Genomic DNA, 23,265 nt, shown 5'->3' on the forward strand with positions numbered 1-23,265 from the left:
CACTTCCCCACTAGATTCGTGCGGCCACGAGGCCCGCGAGGTGCCGCAGGCTGCGTTCGGTATCCCGGCTCGGCAGCTCCGCCGAGTCGGTCGGCTGCAGGGCGGTGTCCTGCTCCATGACATACCAGCCCTGGTATCCGGCGGCGTGCATGCTGCTCACCAGGGCGGCGATGTCGACGTCGCCGTCCCCCAAGGGGGCATACAGGCCACGCCGCACGGCCTCGCTGTATTCCACTGTGCCGCCGCGTACTTCGTCGGCGACCGCGCTGCGGACGTCCTTCAGGTGAATGTGCCCGATGCGACCGGCATGTCGCTGTGCGAGCTGCACCGGGTCGGTGCCGCCGATCAGCAGGTGACCGGTGTCGAGGCAGATGTCGAGATCGGAATCGGCAAGGAAGCGTTCGACTTCGGGCTCGGTCTCCACATGCGTGCCGACATGCGGATGCAGCACCGTGCGCAGCCCGCACTCGGCGGCGACGTCGCGGATCGCGGCGGCGGTGTCGATGAGCGTGCGCCACTCGGACTCGCTGAGTTGCGGGCGTGCGTCGTAGCCACCGAGACCGGTCGCGGCGGCGAGCACCAGCACGTCGGCGCCGGTCGCCGCGAACAGCGTGGCGGTCTCCTTCGCCGCCGCGATCGCCTGCTCCGGCTCCGCGTGCAGCACCTGCGCCAGGAACCCGCCCACCGCGGCGATGCCGAATGTTTCGAGCAGCGACCGTAACTCGTCCGGGTCACGCGGAAGATAGCCGGGCGGGCCCAGTTCGGTCGCGGACAAGCCGAGTGCGGCCATCTCCGAGAGCACGGTGCGCGCGTCGAGCACATGACCCCAGCCGGGAACTTCGCACACTCCCCAGGAGATGGGGGCGGCCGCGATGCGCAGCGGGTAGAGCGGTTCGGTCATCAGGACTTCTCCGACCTTCGATGTCGAGTTGGAGCGCTCCAAGCGATTGGAGCGCTCCAACTATGTAACGTGGGTCATAGTGTGTCAAGAGGTTCCGCGTTGTCCAGAATATCGCTACTACCAGGTAATATCCGCGCTTCCAGCAGATACGCCGGGAACTCGGCAACGAATATTGTCGAATTAGAGCGCTCTATTGATTAGCGCGCGCCGACCTTGTAACGTCCGACACGGCACAGCTCATCGAACGCGGAACGGAGGCGACATGGCGCGACCCACCATGGAAGATGTCGCCGAACGCGCCGGCGTCTCCCGCGCCCTCGTCTCCCTCGTCATGCGCAATTCACCGAAGGTCAGCGATCATCGGCGCCGCGCCGTGCTGGAGGCCGCGAAAGACCTCGGCTACCAGCCGCACATCATGGCGCGCTCGCTGGCCAGCCGAACCTCGAACATCGTCGGAGTCATGGTCTCCGACCTGCGCAACGCCTTCTTCGCCGACGTCGTCGAGGGAATGGACACCGCCGCACAGGAATCCGGCCTCGAGCTGATCCTCAACACCGGCCGCCGCAGCGCCGCCCGCGAGCGCACCGCGCTGGAAAGCCTGCTCGCCTTCCGCCCCGGCGGCATCATCCTGCTCTCCCCCATCCTGCCCGCCGCCGCCATTCGCGATGCGGCACAACAGGCCCCGCTGGTCCTGGTGTCGCGCAGCACCGCCATCAGCGACGTCGACACCATCAACGACGACGGCGAAACAGGTGCCGCGCTCGCCGTCGATCACCTTGCCTCCCTCGGCCATCGGCGCATCGTGCACCTCGACGGCGGCACCGCGTTCACCGCGGCCCCCCGCCGCAGGGGCTATCGCGCCGCGATGGAACGGCACGGCCTCGAACCGATGGTCATCCCCAGCGAACACACCGACTCCGCCGGCCTGGCCGCCGTCCAGAAACTGCTCAACCTCTTCACCCGCGACAACTTCCCCACCGCCCTGGTCTGCGGCAACGACTTCAACGCCGTCGGCGCCATGTCCGCACTGGAAGAAGCCGGATTACGCGTCCCCGACGACGTCTCCATAGTCGGCTACGACAACACGTCCCTGGCCGCACTCCGCCACGTCTCCCTCACCACGATCGACCAGCCCCGCGTCCAAATGGGCAGTCTCGCAATCGAAGCCCTAGTCGAACGCCTGCGCGCCGACCGCACCACCCCGGTCCGTCGCCGCCTACAGCCTTCCCTCGTCGTCCGCGCGACCACCAGCGCCCCGACCCCCTGAAACTTTCACTGCCCCAGGCAGTTCCACACCGCACGTCGAGATTTCACCAGGAGGAAAGTCGATGACATCCCACAAAGCCGTCACCCTCGGCCTCGCAGGCACCGGCCGCATCGGCACCTCCCACGCCGAAACCCTCAAAAACCTCCCCAACGTAGCCAATGTCCTGGTCGCCGACGCCGACCCCGACCGAGCCCGCACCACCGCCACCAAACTCGGCCTCGAATTCACTCCCGACCTCGACACCCTCTTCGCCGCCGACCTAGACGGCCTCATCATCGCCACCGCCACCGACTCCCACCCCGAACTCATCTGCCGCGCCGTAGACGCCGGCCTCCCCGTCTTCTGCGAAAAACCGGTAGCCGCCGACATCGAAGGCACCCTCGCAGTCCTCGACCACATCCAAAACTCCCCCACCCCAGTACAAATCGGCTTCCAACGCCGCTTCGACGCCGGCTACCAAGCCGCCCGCACCGCCATCACCTCCGGCTCCCTCGGCTGGCTCCACACCCTCCGAGCCACCTCCCACGACGCCACCCCACCCCCCGCCGACTACATCCCCCGCTCCGGCGGCATCTTCCGCGACTGCGGAGTCCACGACTTCGACATCATCCGCTGGGTAACCGGCCGCGAAATCGTCTCGGTATACGCCACCGGATCCAACCGCGGCGACCCCTTCTTCACCGACGCAGGCGACGTCGACACCGCCGCAGTGCTCTTGCGCCTGGACGACGACTCCCTCGCCACCGTCTCGTTGACCCGTTACAACGGCGCAGGTTACGACGTCCGCCTCGAAGCCCTCGGCTCCAAAGGCAACGCCATAGTCGGCCTGGACGACCGCTCCCCCCTAACCTCAGTCGAACCCGACTACGTCCCCTCCACCTTCCCCGCCTACCCAGGGTTCATGGACCGCTTCCGTCGTGCGTACACCGACGAACTCATCGCCTTCGTCTCGGTAGTCAACGGAACCCTCGAAAACCCCTGCAGCCCAGCGGATGCGCTTGAGGCGTTCTACGTAGCCGAGGCCTGCGAACTCTCCCGTAGGGAAGCGCGCCCTGTCCAAGTAGCGGAAGTCCGCCGCTAATCGGCCGTCGTCAGTGGGCGCCTTGACGTATCGGGGACAGTCCACGATGACCAGCTTGTTTGTGTGTAGTGGCGCAAACGACGTAGTCGCTCAGGTCATGTCGACTCTCGATCGATCGCGACCTCAACCGCTGGAAGCGGATCACGATTACTAGGCGGAAGCGCACCACTATTCACGCCGAGATCAGCCCTCGCGCATGCGTAGAACTCATCGCGCCGAAGGGTCAGCTCCCTGTAGTGACGATAGTAAGCATCATGGTCAACCTCACCCCCACGGGTCGCCGACCGGAATTTCCAGGCCGCCTCATGCCACTTCCGTGCGGCGCCCACCGCTTGGGGTGAACCAAGAAGCAACACGGTCTCCCACTTGACTGACCGGTCTGCTGCTGCCTCTGCTAACGCTTGCTTGCCATCTTCGAGGTCGATCGGCTCAGAATTGGTCGGGTATCCGCTGGCCGCCGCCAGCCGATACACCACCCTCACATAGCGCTTCAGGGCGTTCGCGTACTCCATGTAGGCGATCAGCCGCTTGTCATCCCACCGCGTATCGTGACTCCTCTGCCACTTCGCCCGCTCAGTGAACGTCGTCGCGGTATACGTCGCGCCTGCACCGAGAAGCACACCGCCAATGGTCAACAACTGTTGAACTATCGGACTCACTATTCGATTCTGCCTGCGCACACAACGGAATTCGCCTTAACTGCCAAAATGACTCTGCGGGGGAGGTTGCACCTTACGCCTGGCGCTTACGTGCCTCGTCGGCACTCAAAGTCTCCGTCAGACACCAACCGTGAATGCACCCATTCAGCCGCTGTTCGGTTGACTCCCGACGTGTGAGGGTCTCCTGGCAGTGGAAGGATCGTCGAGGATCAACTCGTCCTGCGTCCAGCCCGGATCGGAAACCACGTGGGTCAGGTTAGCGTCGATCTCTGACGCATACGGGGCAGTGCGACCCGGTATCCCGTCCTACCTACCGATCCGCTGAGGCCAGGCACTCACAACCCTGCCCTTGTCCACAGCTCGACTGTTTGGCCAGCACCGTCGTTCTATCGAGCAGCGCCGACAGCGCAGTCTCGGCGCATGGACCTTTACGGCGTCTGCTCGCGCGAACAACTCATTGCCGACGGTGTGCCGGCGACGACGGTCGACGACCGTTGTCGCCGAGGCACATACGTCCGTCTCCTGCCACGCACATACTTGCTGGGCGCACCCACCGGTTTAGCACGATGTGCGGCCGTTGTGACTTGGATCCCGACAGCCGCGTTGAGCCACCGAACGGCCGGATGGCTGCACAATATGCTGCCGGAGCCGACTGTCTTCGAGGCAACCGTCCCGACGAGGATGCACCGTCGAAGCCCCGATTGGCTGACTCTGTACCGCCGGGATCTACCCGCCGATGCAGTGGAGGACATGTGGGGTATGCCGACCGTGAATGCTGCACAAACCCTGATCGACTGCGTTTCGGTTATGCCAGAGGGGGACGCCGCCCGTCTGGTCGACAACCACGTCGACCGCTCCGTCGCGGCGTCCGAACTCGTCCACCCGTGCAGATCAGGCAAACGAGGCTCGCCCGCGATGCGCCGGCAACTCCGCGAAGCAGCGCTGTACTCTGCATCGGAACCGGAGCGACTGTTCGCGCGCGCCCTCTCCAAACGTCGTCTGCACATGTTGGCAAACCATCCGATCGGACCGTACATATGCGACTTCGTAGACGAGCGGTCACGCACCGTCGTCGAAGTCGATGGTCGTGAATTCCACAGCGAGCCAGAGGTATTCCGCCGTGACCGGCGGCGGCAGAACTGGCTGCAACTGCACGGCTGGCTGGTGCTCCGCTATGCCGCAGCGGACGTTTACACCGCGATCGATCGATGCGCGGACGAAGTGGTTTCGGTAGTCCGGGGGCGACGGCGAAACGCGTGACGGCCTAGGCGGACAGTTTCCCGTACGAAAGCCTGATACAGGGCACGTTATCTTCGAAACTGTCCGTGCAGGCTGGGACACCCGGCTACCACCCGCGACTGCCGCCACTACCGGTGCAGGATGGCTCGGGCCAGTGAATCTATCTCTGCCAGCAGCTGTTTCGGAGGCTGGGAAAGATCGAGGGCGTGACAGTGGATGGTGATGCCACAGTTTCTGATCTCGTGGATCGTTGCCGGCTCGTTGCCTTTGGCGTAGATCAGGTGTCCTTCCGGTAAGTCCAGGACAGCGCAGTAGGCGAGCATTTGATAGAGGTCGGCTTCGGGAAAGCCTTTGGGTCTTTCCGCTTTGTACTTGGCGTCGACCACCGCAACCGGGACGTCGTTGTCGTCGCACCACACGAGGTCGGGGATGAACTTGATACGGGATGCTTTGTCCAGGTGGCGGCCGAACTGGACCCTCGGGTGCCCGCCGAACTGGCGCATGGCCATGCCGACCGCGCCGGTGACAAAGTCCTCGTAGATGCGCCACATGTCGAACATGAAGCCGGATACCGCGAGGGATCCGTTGTTTTGATCGAAGGAACTGTTGTCGAGGATGACTTCGGACAGCCTGAGTAGGTCGTGGTAGCGGGCGTTTATTCGATCGAGTTGGCATTTCGGTGCTCGGCCACGGTTGGGTAGCATCGTGATCTCGTCGAGCAGCCAACGGAGTCGGCTCAGTTGCTGACGCGCCCCGACGCCGATGTCGGGGATGCTCAGCAGCCGCAACGTCGCCAGCAATACGATCTGGTTCTCGATGATGTCCGTGGTGAAATCGTCGTACTCGACGGCAATCGGTAGCGGCAGCCCGTAGTTGCGCATGATCTGCTCACGGAACTGGACCCGACCGCGAACAACGGCCAGCGAATCCGACCTGGTGTGGTAGCCCTGGAGCAGCCCGCCTTCGATGGCACGAGAGGCGAGCCGCGAGAACGATTCGGCGACCGCCGGATACAACCCGGGCGCTTGGTCCAGGTGCACGAACTCCTCGCGCCAGATAGCGGGGTTCGAGCAGTAGCCGACAAAAAAGAGGAGTCTGTTCAACTCGGTGATCTTCGGGCGCACGTTGATTTGGATATCGCGATACGTTACCGACCCCACCTTGCTACCCGGCTTGATGGAGTACTGCCCTGACGGGGTTTGAGTCACCTTGGCGATCCCGAGTTGAGACAGTGCCTCGTATTCGCTCACCGACAGAACGACCTTCTCTGGCGAGCCGAACTCGATCAGGTCAATCGGCGGCCGCACGATTACGCTTCCTGGCCATTATTTCGGCTGCTCACCAGTTCCCGGATCCGCTGCAAGGAGTATCGCTCGTGCACATCGATACCGGGATCCCGGTAATGGAACTCCTCAAGCAGCGGCATCACTGACGTGTTCCAGGCGATATCAATGCCCTTCGGTGTCGTCGCGGCGGGCCTCATGAAGTACGACGGACCGATCTTGAAGTCCCTGTCTTCGATCAGCCTGTTCAGCTCGTCCAAGAGCTCAGCAGCCTCGGACGGGTAACCCCGATCCGCCAACCACCTGCGCAGGATTCCGTTGGTCGGTTCTTCCGACGGATGCAGGTGCACAAACGAAAACCTCCGTCGCATAGCGGAATCCATCGACGCGATCGAGCGATCGACCGTGTTCATCGTTCCTATGATCACGACATTCTTCGGCAGATAGAACGTTTCTACCTTTTCCGAGTACAGCAGGTTGATGCTTTCATCCCGATACTCCAACAGGTAGTACAGCTCACCGAAGATCTTCGACAGGTTGCCGCGGTTGATCTCATCGATGATCAGTGTGTACAGCACGCCGGGGTTCTGCCGGGCGTCCTCGGCAAGCAGCCGCAGTGGCCCCTGATGGAGGCGATACGAGACCTGACCGTTGCTCGATCGGCCTGGCCGGAACCCTTCGAAGAAGTCTTCGTACGAGTACGACGGATGGAACTGGACGACCTTAACGTTCTCTGCGCTCGACAGGTGTTCGGCGAGCGCCTTCGCCAGGTAGGTCTTCCCGGTTCCCGGCGGACCGTAGAAGATCAGCTGTGGTCGATCCTTGAGTAGGTCGATGCATTGCTGGAGCCACGGCTTCGACATGAACAGGCGTTTCGCGAGCGCTTCTGTCGCATCGGGGAACTCGGGTTCAACCTCATCAATGGACGGCTGCTTCCCTTTGCGGCCCCACGTGATACCGAACGCATCTCTGAACACGTCCATCAACTCAGCGGCGTTTTCGAGAGTGAGCTGTAGCGACTGACTGCTCTTGGGATCTGATTCCCGCTTGTTCGAACCGAACGTCGACAAGTGCACCAACGGCCGCCCATCAGTGTCCGCGATCACCTGATATCGACAGCTGACCTCGTCCTCAGGTTTGTGCGGTCTGATGTTCTGCGACCCCTGAACAATCTCGCGAATCCGTGCCATCCAAGACTCCCTGCTGCCCCGCGCTCGATAGTGGACGTCACGACCTCAATCGGAACGTTCCAGTGCGGCCCAGACTAGCGCCGGCCCCCGACAATCCGAGGTAGGCACGAGTGCTCGGATCCAGCCAGTCGGAGCGCTTACGCCGGTAGCAGGCGGGCGACGACCTCAGCCAACTGCTTGACGTTGCGGCACTCGTGCATGGTGACGTGCTCGACATAGACGTGGGCGGCGGAGTCGCCGGTGGACCAGGAGCGGGAGGGTTCTGGGTTGAGCCAGTAGGCGTGTTTGGCTCTGTCGCACATGGTCTGCAGCGCATCGAGATTGGGGTCGGTGCGGTTGGTGCGGGCGTCGCCGAGGATTAGGAGGGAGGTTCGGGGGCCTAGGGCGTCGAGGTAGTTGTCGGTGAAACCTTGGAGGGCTTCGCCGTAGTTGCTGCTGCCGTAGCGGGCGACGTTGGAGTTGCGGATGATGTGGGCGGCTAGGCCTGGGGTGGGGGGTTCACCTGGGGTGAAGAAGTCGGTGATTTCGTCGCAGGTGTCTATGAAGCCGAAGCTGCGGACCTTGGTGAATTGGTCTTGTAGGGCTTGGATCAGTTGGAGGGTGAATTCGGCGAAGCCGGTTACTGAGCCGGAGAGGTCGGCTAGGACTACCAGGTCGGGGCGGCCGTGTTTGCGGGAGCGGAGGACGGGGGTGATGGGGACGCCGCCGGTGGACATGGAGCGGCGGAGGGTGCGGCGCATGTCTATTTGGCCGCGGACGGATTTGCGGCGGCGGGCGGCTAGGCGGGTGGCTAGTTTGCGGGCCAAAGGGGTTACCAGGCGGCGCATTTCGGCTAGGTCTTGTTCGCGGGCGCCTAGGAAGTCGACCTGGTCTGGACTGGATTCGACGCCGCGGCGGGCGATGTATTCGGTGCCGCGGAGTTGGGCGGAGCGTAAGCGGGCCTCGGTTTGGACGGCGGTGCGGAATTGGGTGAGGCGGCGGTTGGCTTCGATGGTGCGGACGGCGGTGTCGAGGGGGGATGCGCCGGTTGTGTCCGCGGTGATGCGGGCGATGAGGTCTTCTGTGCGTAGGGATCTCATGGTCAGGTACGAGGACCAGCCTGCGCCCGAGGCGGTGGTGACGGGGGCGGAGGTTTGGCCGGTGCCTGCTCCGCCGTAGGCGCCGAGTTGGGTCAGGGCTTGGCGGGCTAGGTCGGCTCCGGCGGCGGGGTCGTCTTCGGTGAGCGCGGTGGTGAGGCGATCTCGAAGCGACTCAATGGATTCCGGGGTCGCAGCAGGTGCTTGTTGCGGCTGTTCCGTGGTCAGGAAGTAGAGGTCGAAGAGTTGGTTGAAGACTGTGCGTTGGCCGTTGCGGCGGAGGAGGCAGGCGGCCATCCCGGAACGCAGTCGGTTGCGGTCGGATAGGCCGAGGGCGAGCATTGCTTCTGCGGCGTCGATGGTTTCGCTGGGGCCGGCGTTGATTCCGTGGTCACGGAGTAGGCCCACGAACTCGACAAGGCGGTCGGTGATCGTGTCGGAAGGCTGTTGGGGAACAGAGTTACGGCGCGACGACGTCATATCGCCGTCTCCTCAGTGTCAAGGCATTCGAGGCGGGGACCTTGGGATACACCGCAGTGCTGGCGCGGCACTGTTGCGCCGGCTTCGAGGACCTTAGAGACGGACCGCGGGGCCGACTGGCCATTCACTTCGCTGGCCCCTCATCGGTATCCAACGACAGGCGCTCAGCCGCAATGCGGTGGTCCGCTTGAGATTTCAGCAGTACGCCGAGGGTTGAGCGGACAACGCCACCGGTCAAGGAGCGGGTGCCGAGCGCTACGAGAGTTCTTGCCCAGTCGACGGTTTCGGCGATGGACGGTGGTTTGCGAAGGGACAGTTCGCGTAACGCGCTCACGACGCGGACCACGGGTTCGCCCAACGCCTCGTCCAGCTCCGGGACCTTCATGCGGACGATGGCTCGCTCCAATTCGGCTGTGGGGTAGTCGATGTGGAGGTAGAGGCAGCGGCGCTTGAGTGCGTCGGAGAGGTCGCGGTTGGCGTTGGAGGTGACGAGGACGAAGGGTTCGCGGACGGCGGTGATGGTGCCGAGTTCTGGGATGCTGACCTGGTAGTCGCCGAGGACTTCCAGCAGCAGGCCTTCCAGCTCGACGTCGGCCTTGTCTAGTTCGTCGATGAGCAGCACGGTGGGGTTCGGGTTGCGGATGGCGGCGAGGAGGGGGCGGGCGAGGAGGAACTCCTCGGTGAAGACGTGGTCGCGGGTGCTGTCCCAGCCTTCGCGCTCGGAGGTGATGCGGAGCAGTTGTTTGGCGTGGTTCCACTCGTAGAGGGCACGGGACTCGTCGATGCCTTCGTAGCACTGCAGGCGGACGAGGTCGGCGGTGGTCGCGGTGGCGACGGCTTTGGCGAGCTCGGTTTTGCCGACACCGGCCGGCCCCTCGATCAGGAGGGGTTTGCCGAGGTGGCCGGCGAGGAAGACGGCGGTGGCGATATCGAGGGACGGGAGGTACCCGGCCTCGGTGAGCCGCTGCGTGACTTCGTCGACGGAGCCAAAGAACTTACTCATCAGTAGACAGTGTAGATCGCCCGGCTACCAGGCCTTCGTCACGCAACCCGCAAGCGCCACTTGAACTGAACCGCACTCGAGGTTTTATGGTCGGCCCATGATCTTCACCGACGTCGAACGCGCCTATCTCAGCGGCCAGGGACTCGCCCGGCTCGCCACCGTCTCGCCCAGTGGTGCACCGCAGCTCGTCCCGCTGGCCTTCCGACTCAACCCGGACGACACGATCGATATCGGCGGGCCGAATCACGCGGCGACACAGCGCTATCGGAACATCTTGAAGAACCCGAAAGTCAGCCTGTTGATCGACGATATGACCCCGGACGAGCCCGGCGCGGTCAAACCCGGTTGGGGTCGTGGCGTCGAGATCCGCGGCGTGGTGGAGACGCTCACACTGGACTCTCCGCCAGTGGCCGAGTGGTTCTCCAACGATGTCATCCGGATCCACCCACGGCGCATCAAGAGCTGGCACATCGACCCGGCAAACCCGGACGGCAGCAGCCGCACTGTCGCTTAGCGGCACGACTCAGCCAACCGACGGCCGCACCCCGGACCGTCGAGTCGCGGCAAGACTCCGCCAACCTGGATGGCAGCGGCCGCACCATCACCTGATGGCGAGACGCGGCCAATGCCGACAGAGGCGCCCACACCACTGTGTAGCGGCACGACTCAGCCACCCCGATGCAGGCACTCACACCGTCGAGCAGCGGGAACCGCGACTAGGCGGCCACCCTGTCGCGTTGATCATGAACTCCCGACTTGAACCACCCGCGACTCGTCACCCCGAGTAAGCTCTGCGTTTGCTGTCAGCATGCCGGACAGCAGTACATGGAGGTCGAGGTCCAGCAGGGCTGTCCGAATCGGGAGACTCATGTTCATTGCGATCGCCGCGACGATGACGGTCATCCTGATCTGGTCGTGCCTGTCGCGGTCGATGGCGCGCTGGAAGGTGACCGCCCCGCTGGCGATGGTCGTGGTGGGCGCGCTGGTCAGTTGGGGCAGCGATCACTGGCTGGCCAACGCGATCAACACCGACTCGGCGCAGCGGATCGTCGAATTCATCTTGGCGCTCTTCCTTTTCACGGATGCGACCGAGGTGCGCGATGGGCTGTCCGGTCGTCGGCACACGGGAATCTTCCGGTTGCTGTTCATCGCCTTCCCGTTGAGCCTCGCCGCCGCCTATCTGCTGGGATTCGCGCTGCTGCCGGGTGTTTCGTGGACGGTGCTGCTGTTGATCGCGTGCATCGTGATACCGATCGATCTGGTGCCGGCCCAGGCGATCGTGCGGGATCTGCGTGTGCCGGAACGGGTTCGGCATGCGCTCAATGTGGAGAGCGGGTTCAACGACGGGCTGGTCGCGCCGATTTTCCTGTTCGCGCTGGCGGCGGCGGAGGCCAGTGCCGAGTCGGATCAGGCGGTGCACGCGCTCGGGCAGGCGGTGCCCGCGGTGCTGAAGTCGATAGTGATCGGCTTGGCGGTGGGCGCGCTGGCCGGGTACTGCATGTCCTTCGCCATCCGCAAACGCTGGACCGACGCGCGGGCGGTGCGCATCGGGACGATCGCGATTCCGGTGCTCACCTACAGCCTCGCGGTGTGGGTGGACGGCAACGGATTCGTGGCGGCGTTCCTCGCGGGCATCGCCTACAGCACCACTCGGCGCGAATTGCCTGGCGAGCCACTGCAATCGACTGAGGATGTCGCCGAATTCTGTGGTCTGGCAATGTGGTTCGTGGTCGGTAATGTCGCGGCAGCGAGCTTCGGCTGGCTCAGCTGGCAAGTGTTCGTCTACGGGCTGCTCGCGTTGACGGTGGTGCGGTGCGTTCCGGTAGCGATCTCGTTGCTGGGCTCACCTTTCACGCAACGCGAACGGCTGATGCTCGGCCTGCTCGGGCCCCGCGGTGTGGCGTCGATCGTGTTCGCACTGCTCGCCTTCAACGGACTGCACAAAGACGACGACGCTTACCTTGTGATCGGTGTGACCCTGGTGGTCGTCGTCGGCAGCGTCGTCTTGCACGGTATCGGCGCGCCACTCACCGCGGAATACCTCGGAAAACGCCGCCGAGACAAAGCAATAGGCGACGCCTAGGGTCTGTCGCAGAATCCGGCCGGTGGCCTCCCGGGCTGGATCCGTCGCCTGACCAGGCGGAGTAGTTGTCGGTACCGGGCTGTATCGACGACAACGCGGCCATCCAGCCCCCAGAGGCGCCGATCAGACTTTGCCGCAGCGTGAGTGGCACATGGTCGCGGCAAACGTCGAGAAGGCCACTCCATGGTGTGCCACTCAACGCGAATCACTCGGGTGCCGTTGCGTCAGTGGGGGTTAACCCCTAGTACCAAGGGTGGAAATCTTCCGCAGACCTGCCTGCACCCGTGACCTTTCGGGCGAAATGCGTAAGAGTGAGACCGTGCAGTCGGTGCTGTGCTGGGCGGGGGCCCGCAAAGCGGCGGCGACACAGTTGATCCCGACCTGCCGACGAGGTGCACTACGCCACGTGGGCAGACCACAGCGGGGGATGGTGAACGAGCAGTTCACCGCAGAGTGAAAGGATCCACGTTGTTCTCCACAACCAAGTCCACGACTTCGCGCCGCATGCTGGCCCGAGTGGCTGTCGCCGGTGCGATCGTCGCGGTTCCGTTGACCGCCTTGGCCATTCCCGCATCGGCAGGCCCGAGTGTCGGCGTGCCCGGCGTCACCGACGTCCGGCATCCACACCACGATCGCAACTGCGACTTCGGCCCGTTCAAGAACTGGAGCTGCAACAACGGCCCGTTCGACCGCGGCCACCACGACGATCCGTTCTGGCAGTTCCGGCAGAACCGCCCGCACGGGTTGTTCGGCAGCAGCTAACGCAGCGCGGCCCGGCACCCATCCCTGTGCCGGGCCGTTCCCATCAGCAGCCGCACACGTCCTGATTTCCCGCACAGGGAATCGCATGCGATTTCGTGTGCGGGAAACGAGAAGGTGTGCGGGGTGGCCGTGCGGACTGCGGCTCGGATCGCCTGGACGATCGCAACGCCGAGCCTGCGGCACCTACTGACGACAACGGCCCGGCACCAGTCAGGTGCCGGGCCGCTTCGGTTGAAACTCAGGCGGTTTCGGTGATCGGCCGATCGACCCAGCTCATCAGCCCGCGCAGCTTGGCGCCGGTGACCTCGATCGGGTGCTCGGCGTTGGCCTTGCGCAGACCCTCGAGCTCCTTGTTGCCACCCTCGACGTTGGCGACGAGCCGCTTGACGAAGCTGCCGTCCTGGATGTCCTTGAGGATGTCCTGCATGCGCTTCTTGGTGTCGGCGTCGATGACCCGCGGGCCCGACAGGTAGCCACCGAATTCGGCGGTGTCGGAGACCGAGTAGTTCATCCGGGCGATGCCACCCTCGTACATCAGGTCGACGATGAGCTTGAGCTCGTGCAGCACCTCGAAGTACGCCATCTCGGGCGCGTAGCCGGCCTCGACCATGACCTCGAAGCCGGTCTTGACCAGCTCTTCGGTGCCACCGCAGAGCACGGCCTGCTCACCGAACAGGTCGGTCTCGGTCTCTTCCTTGAAGGTGGTCTTGATGACGCCGGCGCGGGCGCCACCGATCGCCTTGGCGTAGGACAGGGCGAGCGCCTGGCCCTCACCCTTCGGGTCCTGGTCGACGGCGATCAGGGCGGGCACGCCCTTGCCGTCGACGAACTGACGGCGCACCAGGTGGCCGGGGCCCTTCGGGGCGACCATCGCGACGGTGATGAACTCCGGCGCCTTGATCAAGCCGAAGTGGATGTTGAGGCCGTGGCCGAAGAACAGCGCGTCGCCGTCCTTCAGGTTGGGCTCGATGTCGTTGGTGAAGATCGACGCCTGCGCGGTGTCGGGGGCCAGCACCATGATCACGTCGGCCCAGGCCGAAACCTCGGCGGGGGTGCCGACGGTGAGGCCCGCCTCTTCGGCCTTCGGCCGCGACTTCGAACCCTCCGCGAGGCCGACCCGGACCTCGACGCCGGAGTCGCGCAGGCTCAGCGAGTGCGCGTGGCCCTGGCTGCCGTAGCCGATGACAGCGACCTTGCGGCCCTGGATGATCGACAGGTCGGCGTCGTCGTCGTAGAACATCTCGACTGCCACTTGGTTGGTTCCCTTCTGGATTCTTCTGTTTAGGTCTGAAAGTCGCGTCCCTGTCCCGGTTTTCACCGAAACGCTGTGGCGCGATCCTCGCGTCGAGCCCACATCGGTTGCGGGCGCACGCTATTCAACTGTTCTGCTGCGGACGGCCCGAAGACGCGACACCCGCGAGCGCTACCGCGTCGCCGTGATCGACTTCGGTCCGCGACCGACGGCCACCACACCGGACTGCACGATCTCCCGGATGCCGTACGGCTCCAGCATGCGCAGCAACGCGTCGAGTTTGGACCGGGTTCCGGTCGCCTCGACGGTGAGCGCGTCCGGCGAGACGTCGATCACTTTCGCACGGAAGAGCGTAACCGCCTCGATCACCTGGGTCCGCACGCTGGCGTCGGCGCGGACCTTCACCAGGATCAGTTCGCGGGCCACCGAGGTGTCGGAATCCTGCTCCACGATCTTGATGACGTTCACCAGCTTGTTGAGCTGCTTGGTGACCTGCTCGAGCGGCAGATCCTCGACGGTGACGACGATGGTCATCCGGGAGATCTCGGGGATCTCGGTGCCGCCGACCGCGAGCGACTCGATATTGAAGCCGCGGCGGGAGAACAGCGCCGCGACCCGCGCCAGCACGCCCGGCTTGTCCTCGACAAGCACGCTCAGCGTGTGCGTAGTACTCATGCCTCCACCTCGCTAGCGCTCGGCTCCAGCACGAGCACACTCGTAGCTGTGTTTTCTGTTCGCTCGCTGCGCTCGCTCACGCCTCGCTCCCCTTGTTCTTCTCATGAGACATCGCTTCGTGGATAACGGCGGGCTCGGCGGCCTGCTCGTCGTCGTCGAACAGCGGGCGGATGCCGTGGGCGGCCATGATCTCGTCGTTGCTGGTGCCCGCGGCGACCATCGGCCACACCTGGGCGTCCTTGCCGACGATGAAGTCGATCACCACCGGCCGGTCGTTGATGGCCTGCGCCTCGCGGATCGCGGCCTCCACGTCCTCCTCGCGCTCGACCCGGATGCCGTGGCAGCCGAGGGCTTCGGCGAGTTTCACGAAGTCGGGGATGCGCAGGGTGTGCGTGCCGAGATCGGTGTTGGAGTAACGCTCCTGGTAGAACAGCGTCTGCCACTGGCGGACCATGCCGAGGTTGCCGTTGTTGATCAGCGCGACCTTGATCGGCACGCCTTCCACGGCGCAGGTGGCCAACTCCTGGTTGGTCATCTGGAAGCAGCCGTCACCGTCGACCGCCCACACCTCTTTGTCCGGCGCACCCATCTTGGCGCCCATGGCGGCCGGGACGGCGTAGCCCATGGTGCCGAGACCGCCGGAGTTCAGCCAGGTGCGCGGCTTCTCGTACTTGATGAACTGCGCGGCCCACATCTGGTGCTGGCCGACGCCGGCACAGTAGATGGCGTCGGGTCCGGCCAGGCGGCCGAGCGCGTCGATGACGAACTCGGGTGAGAGCGAGCCGTCGCTGGGCGCGGTCCAGCCGAGCGGGTAGCTCTTGCGGACGCCGTCCAGGTACTTCCACCATTCGGTGAGGTCGAGCAGCGGGGACTTGGCGGCCGGATCGGCCTTCAGGGTCTCGATCAGCTCGATGATCACCTCACGGCAGTCGCCGACGATCGGGACGTCCGCGTGCCGGTTCTTGCCGATCTCGGCCGGGTCGATGTCGGCGTGGATCACCCTGGCGTCGGGTGCGAACGAGTCGAGCTGACCGGTCACCCGGTCGTCGAAGCGGGCGCCGAGGGTGATCAGCAGATCCGAGCGCTGCAGTGCCGCAACGGCTCCCACGGTGCCGTGCATGCCGGGCATGCCCATGTTCAGCTGGTGGCTGTCCGGGAACGCGCCGCGCGCCATCAGCGTGGTGACCACGGGGATGCCGGTCATCTCGGCCAGCTCGAGCAGCTCGGGCGAGGCGTCGGCCTTGATCACGCCGCCGCCGACGTAGAGCACGGGCGACTTGGCTTCCAAGATCATCCGGGCGGCCTCGCGCACCTGCTTGCCGTGCGGCTTGGTCACCGGGCGGTAGCCGGGCAGGCGCATCTCCGGCGGCCAGCTGAAGGTCGTCTGCATCTGCAGCACGTCCTTCGGGATGTCCACCAGCACGGCGCCCGGGCGACCGCTGGCGGCCAGGTAGAACGCCTCGGCGATGATGCGCGGGATGTCGACGCCCTCGGTGATGAGGAAGTTGTGCTTGGTGATCGGCATGGTGATGCCGGAGATGTCCGCCTCTTGGAAGGCGTCCGTGCCGATCAGGCCGCGGCCGACCTGGCCGGTGATCGCGACGATCGGCACCGAGTCCATCTGCGCGTCGGCGATGGGCGTGACCAGGTTGGTCGCACCCGGACCCGAGGTGGCCATGCACACACCGACCTTGCCGGTGGCCTGTGCGTAGCCGGTCGCGGCGTGGCCCGCGCCCTGCTCGTGGCGGACCAGCACGTGACGCACCTTGGTCGAGTCGAACAGCGGGTCGTAGACCGGAAGAATCGCGCCGCCGGGAATGCCGAATACGGTGTCGACGCCGAGCTCCTCGAGCGACCGGACGACCGACTGCGCGCCGGTGACCCGCTCGGGCGGGACCTGGCGGCGGTTGGCCGACGTCGTCGAGCTGCCAGTGCTCGGCTGATTAGCCGAAGGCGCTGGCCTGCGGGCCGATGGCCCGGGCCGTGCGGTAGGTGCACTCACCGTCTTCGTTCCTAACTGCTTGTCGTTCTGACCCCGGATTTGTGTCTGACATGCGGTGTCTTGCGACTCGCCCATGCCGGACATTTGTCCGAACACAAAAAAGCCCCCGTCAGCCCATGGCTGATCGAGGGTGGCGCGTCGCAACGCGAGCTGACGTATTCGACTCAGATAGTCAGGCTCAACGCTGGACGCGCCGGCCGATTACGAGAAGCTCGTTTCGATTCACGCGCATGACGGTATGTGTGCGTGAGCCGAAGAGTCAAACAGGTCCCATTATGTGGGATAGTGCGGCTGCTTGGGTCCTTCACCAGGATGCGAGGATGGTGGTGTGTCATCACCGCATCAGTCCGTGCCACCGGCTAAATCGTCCCACACCGCGCCCGAGGGATCGGACACGGGTGGCGGCTCGGCCGCCACTGTGATCCGCATCCCACGCCTGGCCTTCCTAGGTGTGTTCATCCTGTTCATGTGCGTGTTCTTCATGTTCGTCGGCTGGCCCGCCGGACTGTGGTGGATGCTGCTGATCCCCGTGGCGGTCACCGTGTGGGTGCTGCGGACGCAGACGACGGTCTCCGAAGGTGGGCTGGATTTGCGGACCGTGTTCGGGTCGCGGCATCTGGACTGGTCTCAGTTGAAGGGGGTGCGTATCCCGAAGCGTGGATACGTGCGGGCCGATTTGGTCGACGGGGGTGAGGTGAAACTTCCTGCGGTCAGTTATGACCGGGTGCGGGATTTGGCGATTGCGTCGCAGGGGCGGATTCCGGATCCGTATGCGGTGCCGCCGGGTGATGCTGGTTCGGTGAGGTCGGGTGAGACGGAGTCCGGCGCGACGGGCGCCGACGCGGATTCGGTGAAGTCGGACGAGGCGGGCGCCTCGACCACCGACGCGGATGCGACCGAGTTGGACAACGCAGGCACCGCAACCGCCGACGCTGACACGACTGTGGCGGACAGTGGTACCCAGGGCACGACCTACAACGCCGGGACCGACCGCGAGGGTGCGGCTTCCAGCGCTGCGGCTGACGACGACGCCCCCAGCAAGGACAGCAACAAGCAGTAGACGCAGCTCATGTCCGTGCAAGCTGCGCCACCGCCCGCCCGCCGAGATCAGCCGTTGCCACAGCTGCGGCCGAAAGCGCGGCTAGGCCATCACCGATGGGAACGGCACCACCCATAGCCGACAGCGGGTAGTCCGGAGATGCGGCGAGAGGTGCAGCAGCACGGCTCTGCGCACGTTCCGGCACGGCTGCACCCGTCGATGGCACTGCGGACGGGAGCAGGAACAATCGCCGACGCTAGGATGTTGTCGGCGATGTGTCGGCAGATCGATCTCCGACTCGCACAACGCGGCCCGACGGTCCGGCAACTCCGGTGACACCGTCAGCGTCGACGAGTACCACTCGCGGCGACACCGGCACGCGGCACGGACTGACACCAGAACGGACCGGGACGACGGCCACGAGCCGCGCTGACCGGCAGGTCGGCCGATACCCACGCGGGAGTACCGTGGAGCGGCCGCCGAGCTCACTCTGCGCAGTCGCATCCCAGCCCCCGCGACCAGACCGAGGACCATCAATGCCACCGCTTCGTTCACGCACCACCACCGTCGGCCGCAATGCCGCAGGCGCCCGCGCACTCTGGCGCGCCACCGGCATGACCGACTCCGACTTCGGCAAGCCGATCGTCGCCATCTCGAACTCGTACACCCAGTTCGTGCCGGGCCACGTGCACTTGAAGAACGTCGGTGACATCGTTGCCGACGCGGTGCGCGCCGCGGGTGGCGTGCCGCGCGAATTCCACACGATCGCCGTCGACGACGGCATCGCGATGGGCCACGGCGGCATGCTGTACTCGCTGCCGTCGCGCGAGATCATCGCCGACTCCGTGGAATACATGGTGAACGCGCACACCGCCGACGCGCTGGTGTGTATCTCCAACTGCGACAAGATCACTCCCGGCATGCTGAATGCCGCTATGCGACTGAATATTCCGACGGTGTTCGTCTCCGGCGGGCCGATGGAGGCCGGTAAGGCCGTGGTCGTCGGAGGTGTCGCGCAGGCACCGACCGATCTGATCACCGCGATCTCCGCGAGCGCGAATCAGGCTGTGTCCGAAGAGGGTTTGAGCGAGGTCGAGCGGTCCGCCTGCCCGACGTGTGGCTCCTGCTCGGGCATGTTCACCGCGAACTCGATGAACTGCCTCACCGAAGCGCTGGGACTCGCGTTGCCGGGCAACGGTTCCACGCTGGCCACCCATGCCGCGCGCCGGGCGCTGTTCGAGCGCGCGGGCACCGTGGTCGTCGACATCGCCAACCGCTGGTACCGCGAGGACGACGCGTCGGTGCTGCCCCGTAATGTCGCCAACGCCAAGGCTTTCCGCAATGCGATGGCGCTCGACGTTGCCATGGGCGGGTCGACCAATACGGTTCTGCACACCCTCGCCGCCGCGCAGGAGGGTGAGGTCGACTTCGATCTGCACACCATCGAGGAGACCAGCCGCCGGGTGCCGACCCTGTCGAAGGTGTCGCCGAACTCCGATTACCACATGGAGGACGTGCACCGGGCCGGTGGCATCCCCGCCATCCTCGGCGAGCTGCGTCGCGCCGGTCTGCTGGAGACCGACGTGAGCACCGTGCACACGCGCAGCTTCGACGAGTGGCTCGACACCTGGGATATCCGCTCCGGCAAGGCCTCCGCGGAAGCGATCGAGTTGTTCCACGCCGCGCCGGGCGGGGTGCGCACGGTCGAGCCGTTCTCCACCGAGAACCGCTGGTCCTCGCTCGACACCGATGCCGCCGGTGGTTGCATCCGCGACTTCGAGCACGCCTACACCCGGGAGGGGGGACTGGTCGTGTTGCGCGGCAACATCGCTCCCGACGGTGCCGTGCTCAAGACCGCGGGCATCGACGAGGAGCTGTTCACCTTCCAGGGGCCCGCGCTCGTCGTGGAATCCCAGGAGGAAGCCGTGTCGGCGATTCTCGGCAAGAAGATCAAGGCGGGTGACGTGCTCGTCGTCCGTTACGAGGGTCCGGCGGGCGGGCCGGGTATGCAGGAAATGTTGCACCCCACCGCCTTCCTCAAGGGCGCCGGGCTCGGCAAGCAGTGCGCGCTGATCACCGACGGCCGATTCTCCGGCGGCACCTCGGGCCTGTCCATCGGCCACATCTCCCCCGAGGCGGCCAGCGGCGGCACCATCGGCCTCATCGAGAACGGTGACCAGATCCGCATCGACGTCAGCACCCGCGCCCTCGAGGTCCTCGTCGACGACGCCGTCCTCGCCGAACGCCGCGCCAAAATGGAAGCCTCCGAACGCCCCTGGCAACCCCTCAACCGCGACCGCCCCGTCACCACCGCCCTGCGCGCCTACGCCGCCCTCGCCACCTCAGCCGACAAGGGTGCAGTCCGCTACGTGCCGTAGTGATCCCGCCCAGCCCCAGCTGAGATCAACCCAAGCTGGGACTTCACCGGGCACCTCCTCGTCGTTGGCCGCCACCATGTCCCGTTCGCCCCCTCACGTAACGGCGAACGGGACATGCGGGCGCGCCCACTCGACACTCGCCACCACCACGTCCCACTCGACCCCTCACGCAACGGCGAACGGGACATGGCAGCCCACTCACTCGCCGTTCGCCGCCAGCATGTCCCGCAACTGCCCACCCGTAGCAGCGAACGGGACCTGACGGCGCCCACTCAACATTCGTCGCCACCACGTCCCCCAGCTGCCCGCGCGCAACAGCGAACGGGACCTGACGCAGCAGCCACTCGACATTCGCCGCCACCACGTCCCATTCGACCCCGCACCTAACGGCGAACGGGACATGACGGCACGCCCCTCGACACTCGCCCCCATGATGTCCCGCTTGAGGATGCCAACTGCCCGCCCACAGCGGCGAGCGGGGCATGGCGGAACGATCGCGCGAAAACCGCTGCGACCGCGTCTCGTTCGACGAGCAAACAAGACTGCGCCCCTCGGAAGTGCGAGGGGCGCAGAAGGTTCGGGCGAGTTAGTTGAAGGGGCCGATGCCGGTCAATGGGTTGCCGCCGTGCAGGTACCAGTAGGTGAAGATGGCGGCGGCTATGGACAGGAGCAGGACTACGAAGGAGCCGGCGAAGGGGCGGGTGGCCCAGCCGCGGTTGCGGTCGAGGGCCCAGCGGCCGGGGCCGGTGAGGATGATGACGGCGGAGATGCCGGCGAGGATGCTCTCCATTTCGACGCCGGTGGGGACGGATGCCTTGTATTGGAAGCCGGGGATCATGCCTTGCTTCCAGGCCCAGGCGTCGAGGATGACGGCGAGGACGGCGCCTGCGGCGAGCGGGGTGGCGAGGCCGAGGACCAGGAGTGCGCCGCCGCCGACTTCGCCGATGGTGACCAGGATGGCCGACACGGTCGGGTGGTCCCAGCCGCCTTTCTCCATCATGTCGCGGGTGCCGTCGAGGCCGGGGCCGTTGAACCAGCCGGTCAGCTTCTGCAGGCCGTGGTAGATGAAGGTGCCGCCGACGATCAGCCGCAGCAGGAATAAACCGAAATCCAGTGTGCCGCGGCGGTTCTCGCCGTTGCGGCGACGCAGCCTGCCGGTGTCGGTCGGCGCGTTCGCGGCGGGCGGGATGCTGGCGTAGGCATAGGCGGGCGACGCGTCCGGCGCGGTGCCGCTGGCGCCGACGGGCGGAACGTCGGGGTCGAGGCCGAGTTCGTCGTCGGTGCGCGGCACGTCCTTGGACAGCCTGGGAAACTGCTCGGTCGGCGAATCGAACGGACTGCTGACGCCTCGACCGGTGGACGACACCGCCGACTGCTCGGCCGTGGACGGCATTGAACGCTGGGCCGCCGAGGGGTCGGATGTGTCTTTCGGCTTCTCGGTCACGGCCAATACCCTATGCTGCGCCGCGCAACAGCGGGCACCAAACACTATTGGCGTGTCAGTTCCCGACAAAATACAGGTGTGCGGCCGGAATTCGGGGGCGCACCGGACCCGGGAGCGGCGGTGTCGGACGGTTTTCCGTAACGTCTGAGCTATGAGGTTGGTTGTCGTGGGTCGCGTTGCGGCGAGCTTGGTGCTCGGGTCCGTGCTGGTGTCCGGCTGCGCGCGGTTCGATGATTCGGCGTCGAGCCCGTTCACGCCGGAGCCGACGCTGCATGGGGCGAACATCGACCCGAAGAAACCGGGACAGGAGCAGACGTCGACCACTCGGCCCAGCGGGCCGTGCATCGACCCGGATCCCGCGGTGGTGGCGACCTGCCTGGACACCACGGGCGGACTGGTCGCGCTCGGCGACGGCGCGCTGGTCGCCGAGCGGCGCACCGGGCGCATCCTGAAGGTCGCGCCGGAAACGCCGCCGAGCGAGTACGCGCGGGTGGAGGTGGATGGCTCCGCCGACGGCGGGCTCAGCGATCTCGCGCTCTCCCCGACGTTCCGCGAAGACGGCCTGATCTACGCCTACATCACCACGCCCAGCGACAACCGGGTGGTCCGCATCGCCCAGGGCGGCGGCCCGCCGAAGGACATCCTGACCGGAATCCCCAAGGGCGCCACCGGAAATCACGGCGCCATCGATTTCGTCACGCCCACCCAGATGCTGGTGCTGACCGGTGACGCGGGCAACCCCGACGCCGCGAACTCTCCGTCCTCGCTGGCGGGCAAGCTGCTGCGGGTCAATTCCCCCGCGCCGGGCGCCTCCGCGGAGATCGCGGTGTCCGGCATCGGCGTCGCCGGCGATATCTGCCGGGACAGCAAGGACAGCGTCTGGATCACCGATCGCACCCCGGTCGAGGACCGGCTGCAGCGACTCGGCGGCGACGGTGCGGTCACCACGGCGTGGACCTGGCCCGACCGTCCAGGTGTTGCGGGCTGCGCCGCCGCGACCGACGGGGTCGCGATCGCGCTGACCAAGGGCAAAGCCCTCGCCATCGCGGCGGCCGACGCCAACACCCACGAGGTCACCTCGGCGCCGACGCTGATCGCACAGGACAAGTACGGGCAGCTCGGCGGCGCGACCGTCGGCGCGGACGGTGCCATCTGGGTCGGCACCGTCAACAAGACAGACGGCCAGCCCGGGCCGAATGACGATCGGGTAGTACGCATTCCGCCGCCGCAGGCCGGTGGGAACGGACCGGACTAACCTCCGGCAGACGGTAGACGGGCCGACTCCACGGAGTCGGCCCGTCTGCGTTACCAAGGTAGTTGCGTCCGAACAGGTTCGGCGGATGAGCCGATCCCCGCGCAAAAGACGCAACCGAGAACCGACAGCGCCCGACGACAGCCCAACCGTTGCGAGGCAACGCAACCCGTCGATGCGCCCGACTGCCGCGCCGACA

The 23,265-nt window shown here is 65.6% G+C and carries 19 protein-coding genes; 9 read left to right on the forward strand and 10 right to left on the reverse strand.

Going from position 1 to position 23,265, the window contains the following annotated elements; genetic code table 11:
• Positions 1 to 10 precede the first annotated feature (10 nt).
• Positions 11 to 901 (reverse strand): TIM barrel protein, encoded by an 891-nt coding sequence (locus DBO33_RS32775; RefSeq protein WP_107658494.1) that lies wholly within the window; start codon positions 899 to 901, stop codon positions 11 to 13.
• Between the two features lie 262 nt (positions 902 to 1,163).
• Here DBO33_RS32775 and DBO33_RS32780 point away from each other — a divergent pair, with 262 nt between their 5' ends.
• Both DBO33_RS32780 and DBO33_RS32785 read left to right on the forward strand, forming a co-directional pair.
• Positions 1,164 to 2,168, forward strand: coding sequence for a LacI family DNA-binding transcriptional regulator (locus tag DBO33_RS32780; RefSeq protein WP_107658495.1), 1,005 nt, complete (start codon positions 1,164 to 1,166; stop codon positions 2,166 to 2,168).
• 61 nt (positions 2,169 to 2,229) lie between these two features.
• Positions 2,230 to 3,249, forward strand: a complete 1,020-nt coding sequence (locus DBO33_RS32785) for a Gfo/Idh/MocA family protein (RefSeq protein WP_107658496.1) — start codon at positions 2,230 to 2,232, stop codon at positions 3,247 to 3,249.
• 95 nt (positions 3,250 to 3,344) lie between these two features.
• Here the strand turns inward: DBO33_RS32785 and DBO33_RS32790 are convergent, their stop codons facing one another.
• Entirely contained in the window at positions 3,345 to 3,887 is a 543-nt protein-coding gene (locus tag DBO33_RS32790) for a hypothetical protein (RefSeq protein WP_234391161.1), read from the reverse strand.
• A 780-nt stretch (positions 3,888 to 4,667) separates the two neighbouring features.
• Between DBO33_RS32790 and DBO33_RS44235 the strand changes: the two genes are divergently transcribed.
• Positions 4,668 to 5,168: an endonuclease domain-containing protein gene (locus DBO33_RS44235; protein WP_234391162.1), complete on the forward strand. Its 501-nt coding sequence runs from the start codon at positions 4,668 to 4,670 to the stop codon at positions 5,166 to 5,168.
• A gap of 107 nt (positions 5,169 to 5,275) precedes the next feature.
• Here DBO33_RS44235 and DBO33_RS32800 read toward each other — a convergent pair whose 3' ends face one another.
• The 4 genes from DBO33_RS32800 to DBO33_RS32815 all read right to left on the reverse strand — a co-directional run bounded on the left by DBO33_RS32800 (position 5,276) and on the right by DBO33_RS32815 (position 10,179).
• Positions 5,276 to 6,454 (reverse strand): McrC family protein, encoded by a 1,179-nt coding sequence (locus DBO33_RS32800; RefSeq protein ID WP_107658498.1) that lies wholly within the window; start codon positions 6,452 to 6,454, stop codon positions 5,276 to 5,278.
• A gap of 2 nt (positions 6,455 to 6,456) precedes the next feature.
• On the reverse strand, positions 6,457 to 7,620 hold the full coding sequence (locus tag DBO33_RS32805) for an McrB family protein (RefSeq protein ID WP_107658499.1): 1,164 nt from the start codon (positions 7,618 to 7,620) through the stop codon (positions 6,457 to 6,459).
• Positions 7,621 to 7,757: 137 nt separating this feature from the next.
• Positions 7,758 to 9,176, reverse strand: coding sequence for a vWA domain-containing protein (locus tag DBO33_RS32810; protein WP_107658500.1), 1,419 nt, complete (start codon positions 9,174 to 9,176; stop codon positions 7,758 to 7,760).
• A gap of 124 nt (positions 9,177 to 9,300) precedes the next feature.
• A complete protein-coding gene (locus tag DBO33_RS32815) occupies positions 9,301 to 10,179 on the reverse strand; it encodes an AAA family ATPase (RefSeq protein ID WP_107658501.1) in 879 nt (292 codons plus the stop codon).
• A 97-nt stretch (positions 10,180 to 10,276) separates the two neighbouring features.
• Here DBO33_RS32815 and DBO33_RS32820 point away from each other — a divergent pair, with 97 nt between their 5' ends.
• From DBO33_RS32820 to DBO33_RS32830, 3 genes are all read left to right on the forward strand, one after another.
• Entirely contained in the window at positions 10,277 to 10,693 is a 417-nt protein-coding gene (locus DBO33_RS32820; protein ID WP_107658502.1) for a PPOX class F420-dependent oxidoreductase, read from the forward strand.
• A 354-nt stretch (positions 10,694 to 11,047) separates the two neighbouring features.
• Complete coding sequence (locus tag DBO33_RS32825) at positions 11,048 to 12,262, forward strand: cation:proton antiporter (protein WP_159080647.1); 1,215 nt, start codon at positions 11,048 to 11,050, stop codon at positions 12,260 to 12,262.
• 468 nt (positions 12,263 to 12,730) lie between these two features.
• The gene (locus DBO33_RS32830; RefSeq protein WP_135232572.1) at positions 12,731 to 13,024 is read left to right on the forward strand and encodes a hypothetical protein; all 294 of its coding nucleotides are present in this window, start codon (positions 12,731 to 12,733) and stop codon (positions 13,022 to 13,024) included.
• Positions 13,025 to 13,262: 238 nt separating this feature from the next.
• On the opposite strand, the gene ilvC is transcribed toward DBO33_RS32830, so the two are convergent.
• The 3 genes from ilvC to DBO33_RS32845 form a co-directional block, all read right to left on the reverse strand.
• On the reverse strand, positions 13,263 to 14,378 hold the full coding sequence (gene ilvC / locus DBO33_RS32835; RefSeq protein ID WP_325050765.1) for a ketol-acid reductoisomerase: 1,116 nt from the start codon (positions 14,376 to 14,378) through the stop codon (positions 13,263 to 13,265).
• 69 nt (positions 14,379 to 14,447) lie between these two features.
• Entirely contained in the window at positions 14,448 to 14,951 is a 504-nt protein-coding gene (ilvN, locus tag DBO33_RS32840) for an acetolactate synthase small subunit (RefSeq protein ID WP_107658505.1), read from the reverse strand.
• A gap of 76 nt (positions 14,952 to 15,027) precedes the next feature.
• On the reverse strand, positions 15,028 to 16,953 hold the full coding sequence (locus tag DBO33_RS32845; RefSeq protein ID WP_107660796.1) for an acetolactate synthase large subunit: 1,926 nt from the start codon (positions 16,951 to 16,953) through the stop codon (positions 15,028 to 15,030).
• 328 nt (positions 16,954 to 17,281) lie between these two features.
• On the opposite strand from DBO33_RS32845, the gene DBO33_RS32850 reads away from it, so the two are divergent.
• Positions 17,282 to 18,013, forward strand: coding sequence for a PH domain-containing protein (locus tag DBO33_RS32850; RefSeq protein ID WP_107658506.1), 732 nt, complete (start codon positions 17,282 to 17,284; stop codon positions 18,011 to 18,013).
• A gap of 515 nt (positions 18,014 to 18,528) precedes the next feature.
• A complete protein-coding gene (ilvD, locus tag DBO33_RS32855) occupies positions 18,529 to 20,370 on the forward strand; it encodes a dihydroxy-acid dehydratase (protein ID WP_107658507.1) in 1,842 nt (613 codons plus the stop codon).
• Between the two features lie 586 nt (positions 20,371 to 20,956).
• On the opposite strand, the gene DBO33_RS32860 is transcribed toward ilvD, so the two are convergent.
• Positions 20,957 to 21,814 (reverse strand): DoxX family protein, encoded by an 858-nt coding sequence (locus DBO33_RS32860; protein ID WP_234391163.1) that lies wholly within the window; start codon positions 21,812 to 21,814, stop codon positions 20,957 to 20,959.
• Positions 21,815 to 21,965: 151 nt separating this feature from the next.
• Here DBO33_RS32860 and DBO33_RS32865 point away from each other — a divergent pair, with 151 nt between their 5' ends.
• On the forward strand, positions 21,966 to 23,069 hold the full coding sequence (locus DBO33_RS32865; protein ID WP_107658509.1) for a PQQ-dependent sugar dehydrogenase: 1,104 nt from the start codon (positions 21,966 to 21,968) through the stop codon (positions 23,067 to 23,069).
• Positions 23,070 to 23,265 lie beyond the last annotated feature (196 nt).

The sequence above is a fragment of the Nocardia suismassiliense genome (assembly GCF_900269665.1).
Classification (GTDB): domain Bacteria; phylum Actinomycetota; class Actinomycetes; order Mycobacteriales; family Mycobacteriaceae; genus Nocardia; species Nocardia suismassiliense.

Coding starts and splice junctions, on each gene's coding strand:
- DBO33_RS32820 (WP_107658502.1), top strand. CDS start 10,277: ATGATCTTCACCGACGTCGAACGCGCCTATCTCAGCGGCCAGGGACTC.
- DBO33_RS32825 (WP_159080647.1), top strand. CDS start 11,048: ATGTTCATTGCGATCGCCGCGACGATGACGGTCATCCTGATCTGGTCG.
- ilvD (WP_107658507.1), top strand. CDS start 18,529: ATGCCACCGCTTCGTTCACGCACCACCACCGTCGGCCGCAATGCCGCA.
- DBO33_RS44235 (WP_234391162.1), top strand. CDS start 4,668: ATGCCGACCGTGAATGCTGCACAAACCCTGATCGACTGCGTTTCGGTT.
- DBO33_RS32865 (WP_107658509.1), top strand. CDS start 21,966: ATGAGGTTGGTTGTCGTGGGTCGCGTTGCGGCGAGCTTGGTGCTCGGG.
- DBO33_RS32810 (WP_107658500.1), bottom strand. CDS start 9,176: ATGACGTCGTCGCGCCGTAACTCTGTTCCCCAACAGCCTTCCGACACG.
- DBO33_RS32780 (WP_107658495.1), top strand. CDS start 1,164: ATGGCGCGACCCACCATGGAAGATGTCGCCGAACGCGCCGGCGTCTCC.
- DBO33_RS32805 (WP_107658499.1), bottom strand. CDS start 7,620: ATGGCACGGATTCGCGAGATTGTTCAGGGGTCGCAGAACATCAGACCG.
- DBO33_RS32775 (WP_107658494.1), bottom strand. CDS start 901: ATGACCGAACCGCTCTACCCGCTGCGCATCGCGGCCGCCCCCATCTCC.
- DBO33_RS32785 (WP_107658496.1), top strand. CDS start 2,230: ATGACATCCCACAAAGCCGTCACCCTCGGCCTCGCAGGCACCGGCCGC.
- DBO33_RS32815 (WP_107658501.1), bottom strand. CDS start 10,179: ATGAGTAAGTTCTTTGGCTCCGTCGACGAAGTCACGCAGCGGCTCACC.
- ilvN (WP_107658505.1), bottom strand. CDS start 14,951: ATGAGTACTACGCACACGCTGAGCGTGCTTGTCGAGGACAAGCCGGGC.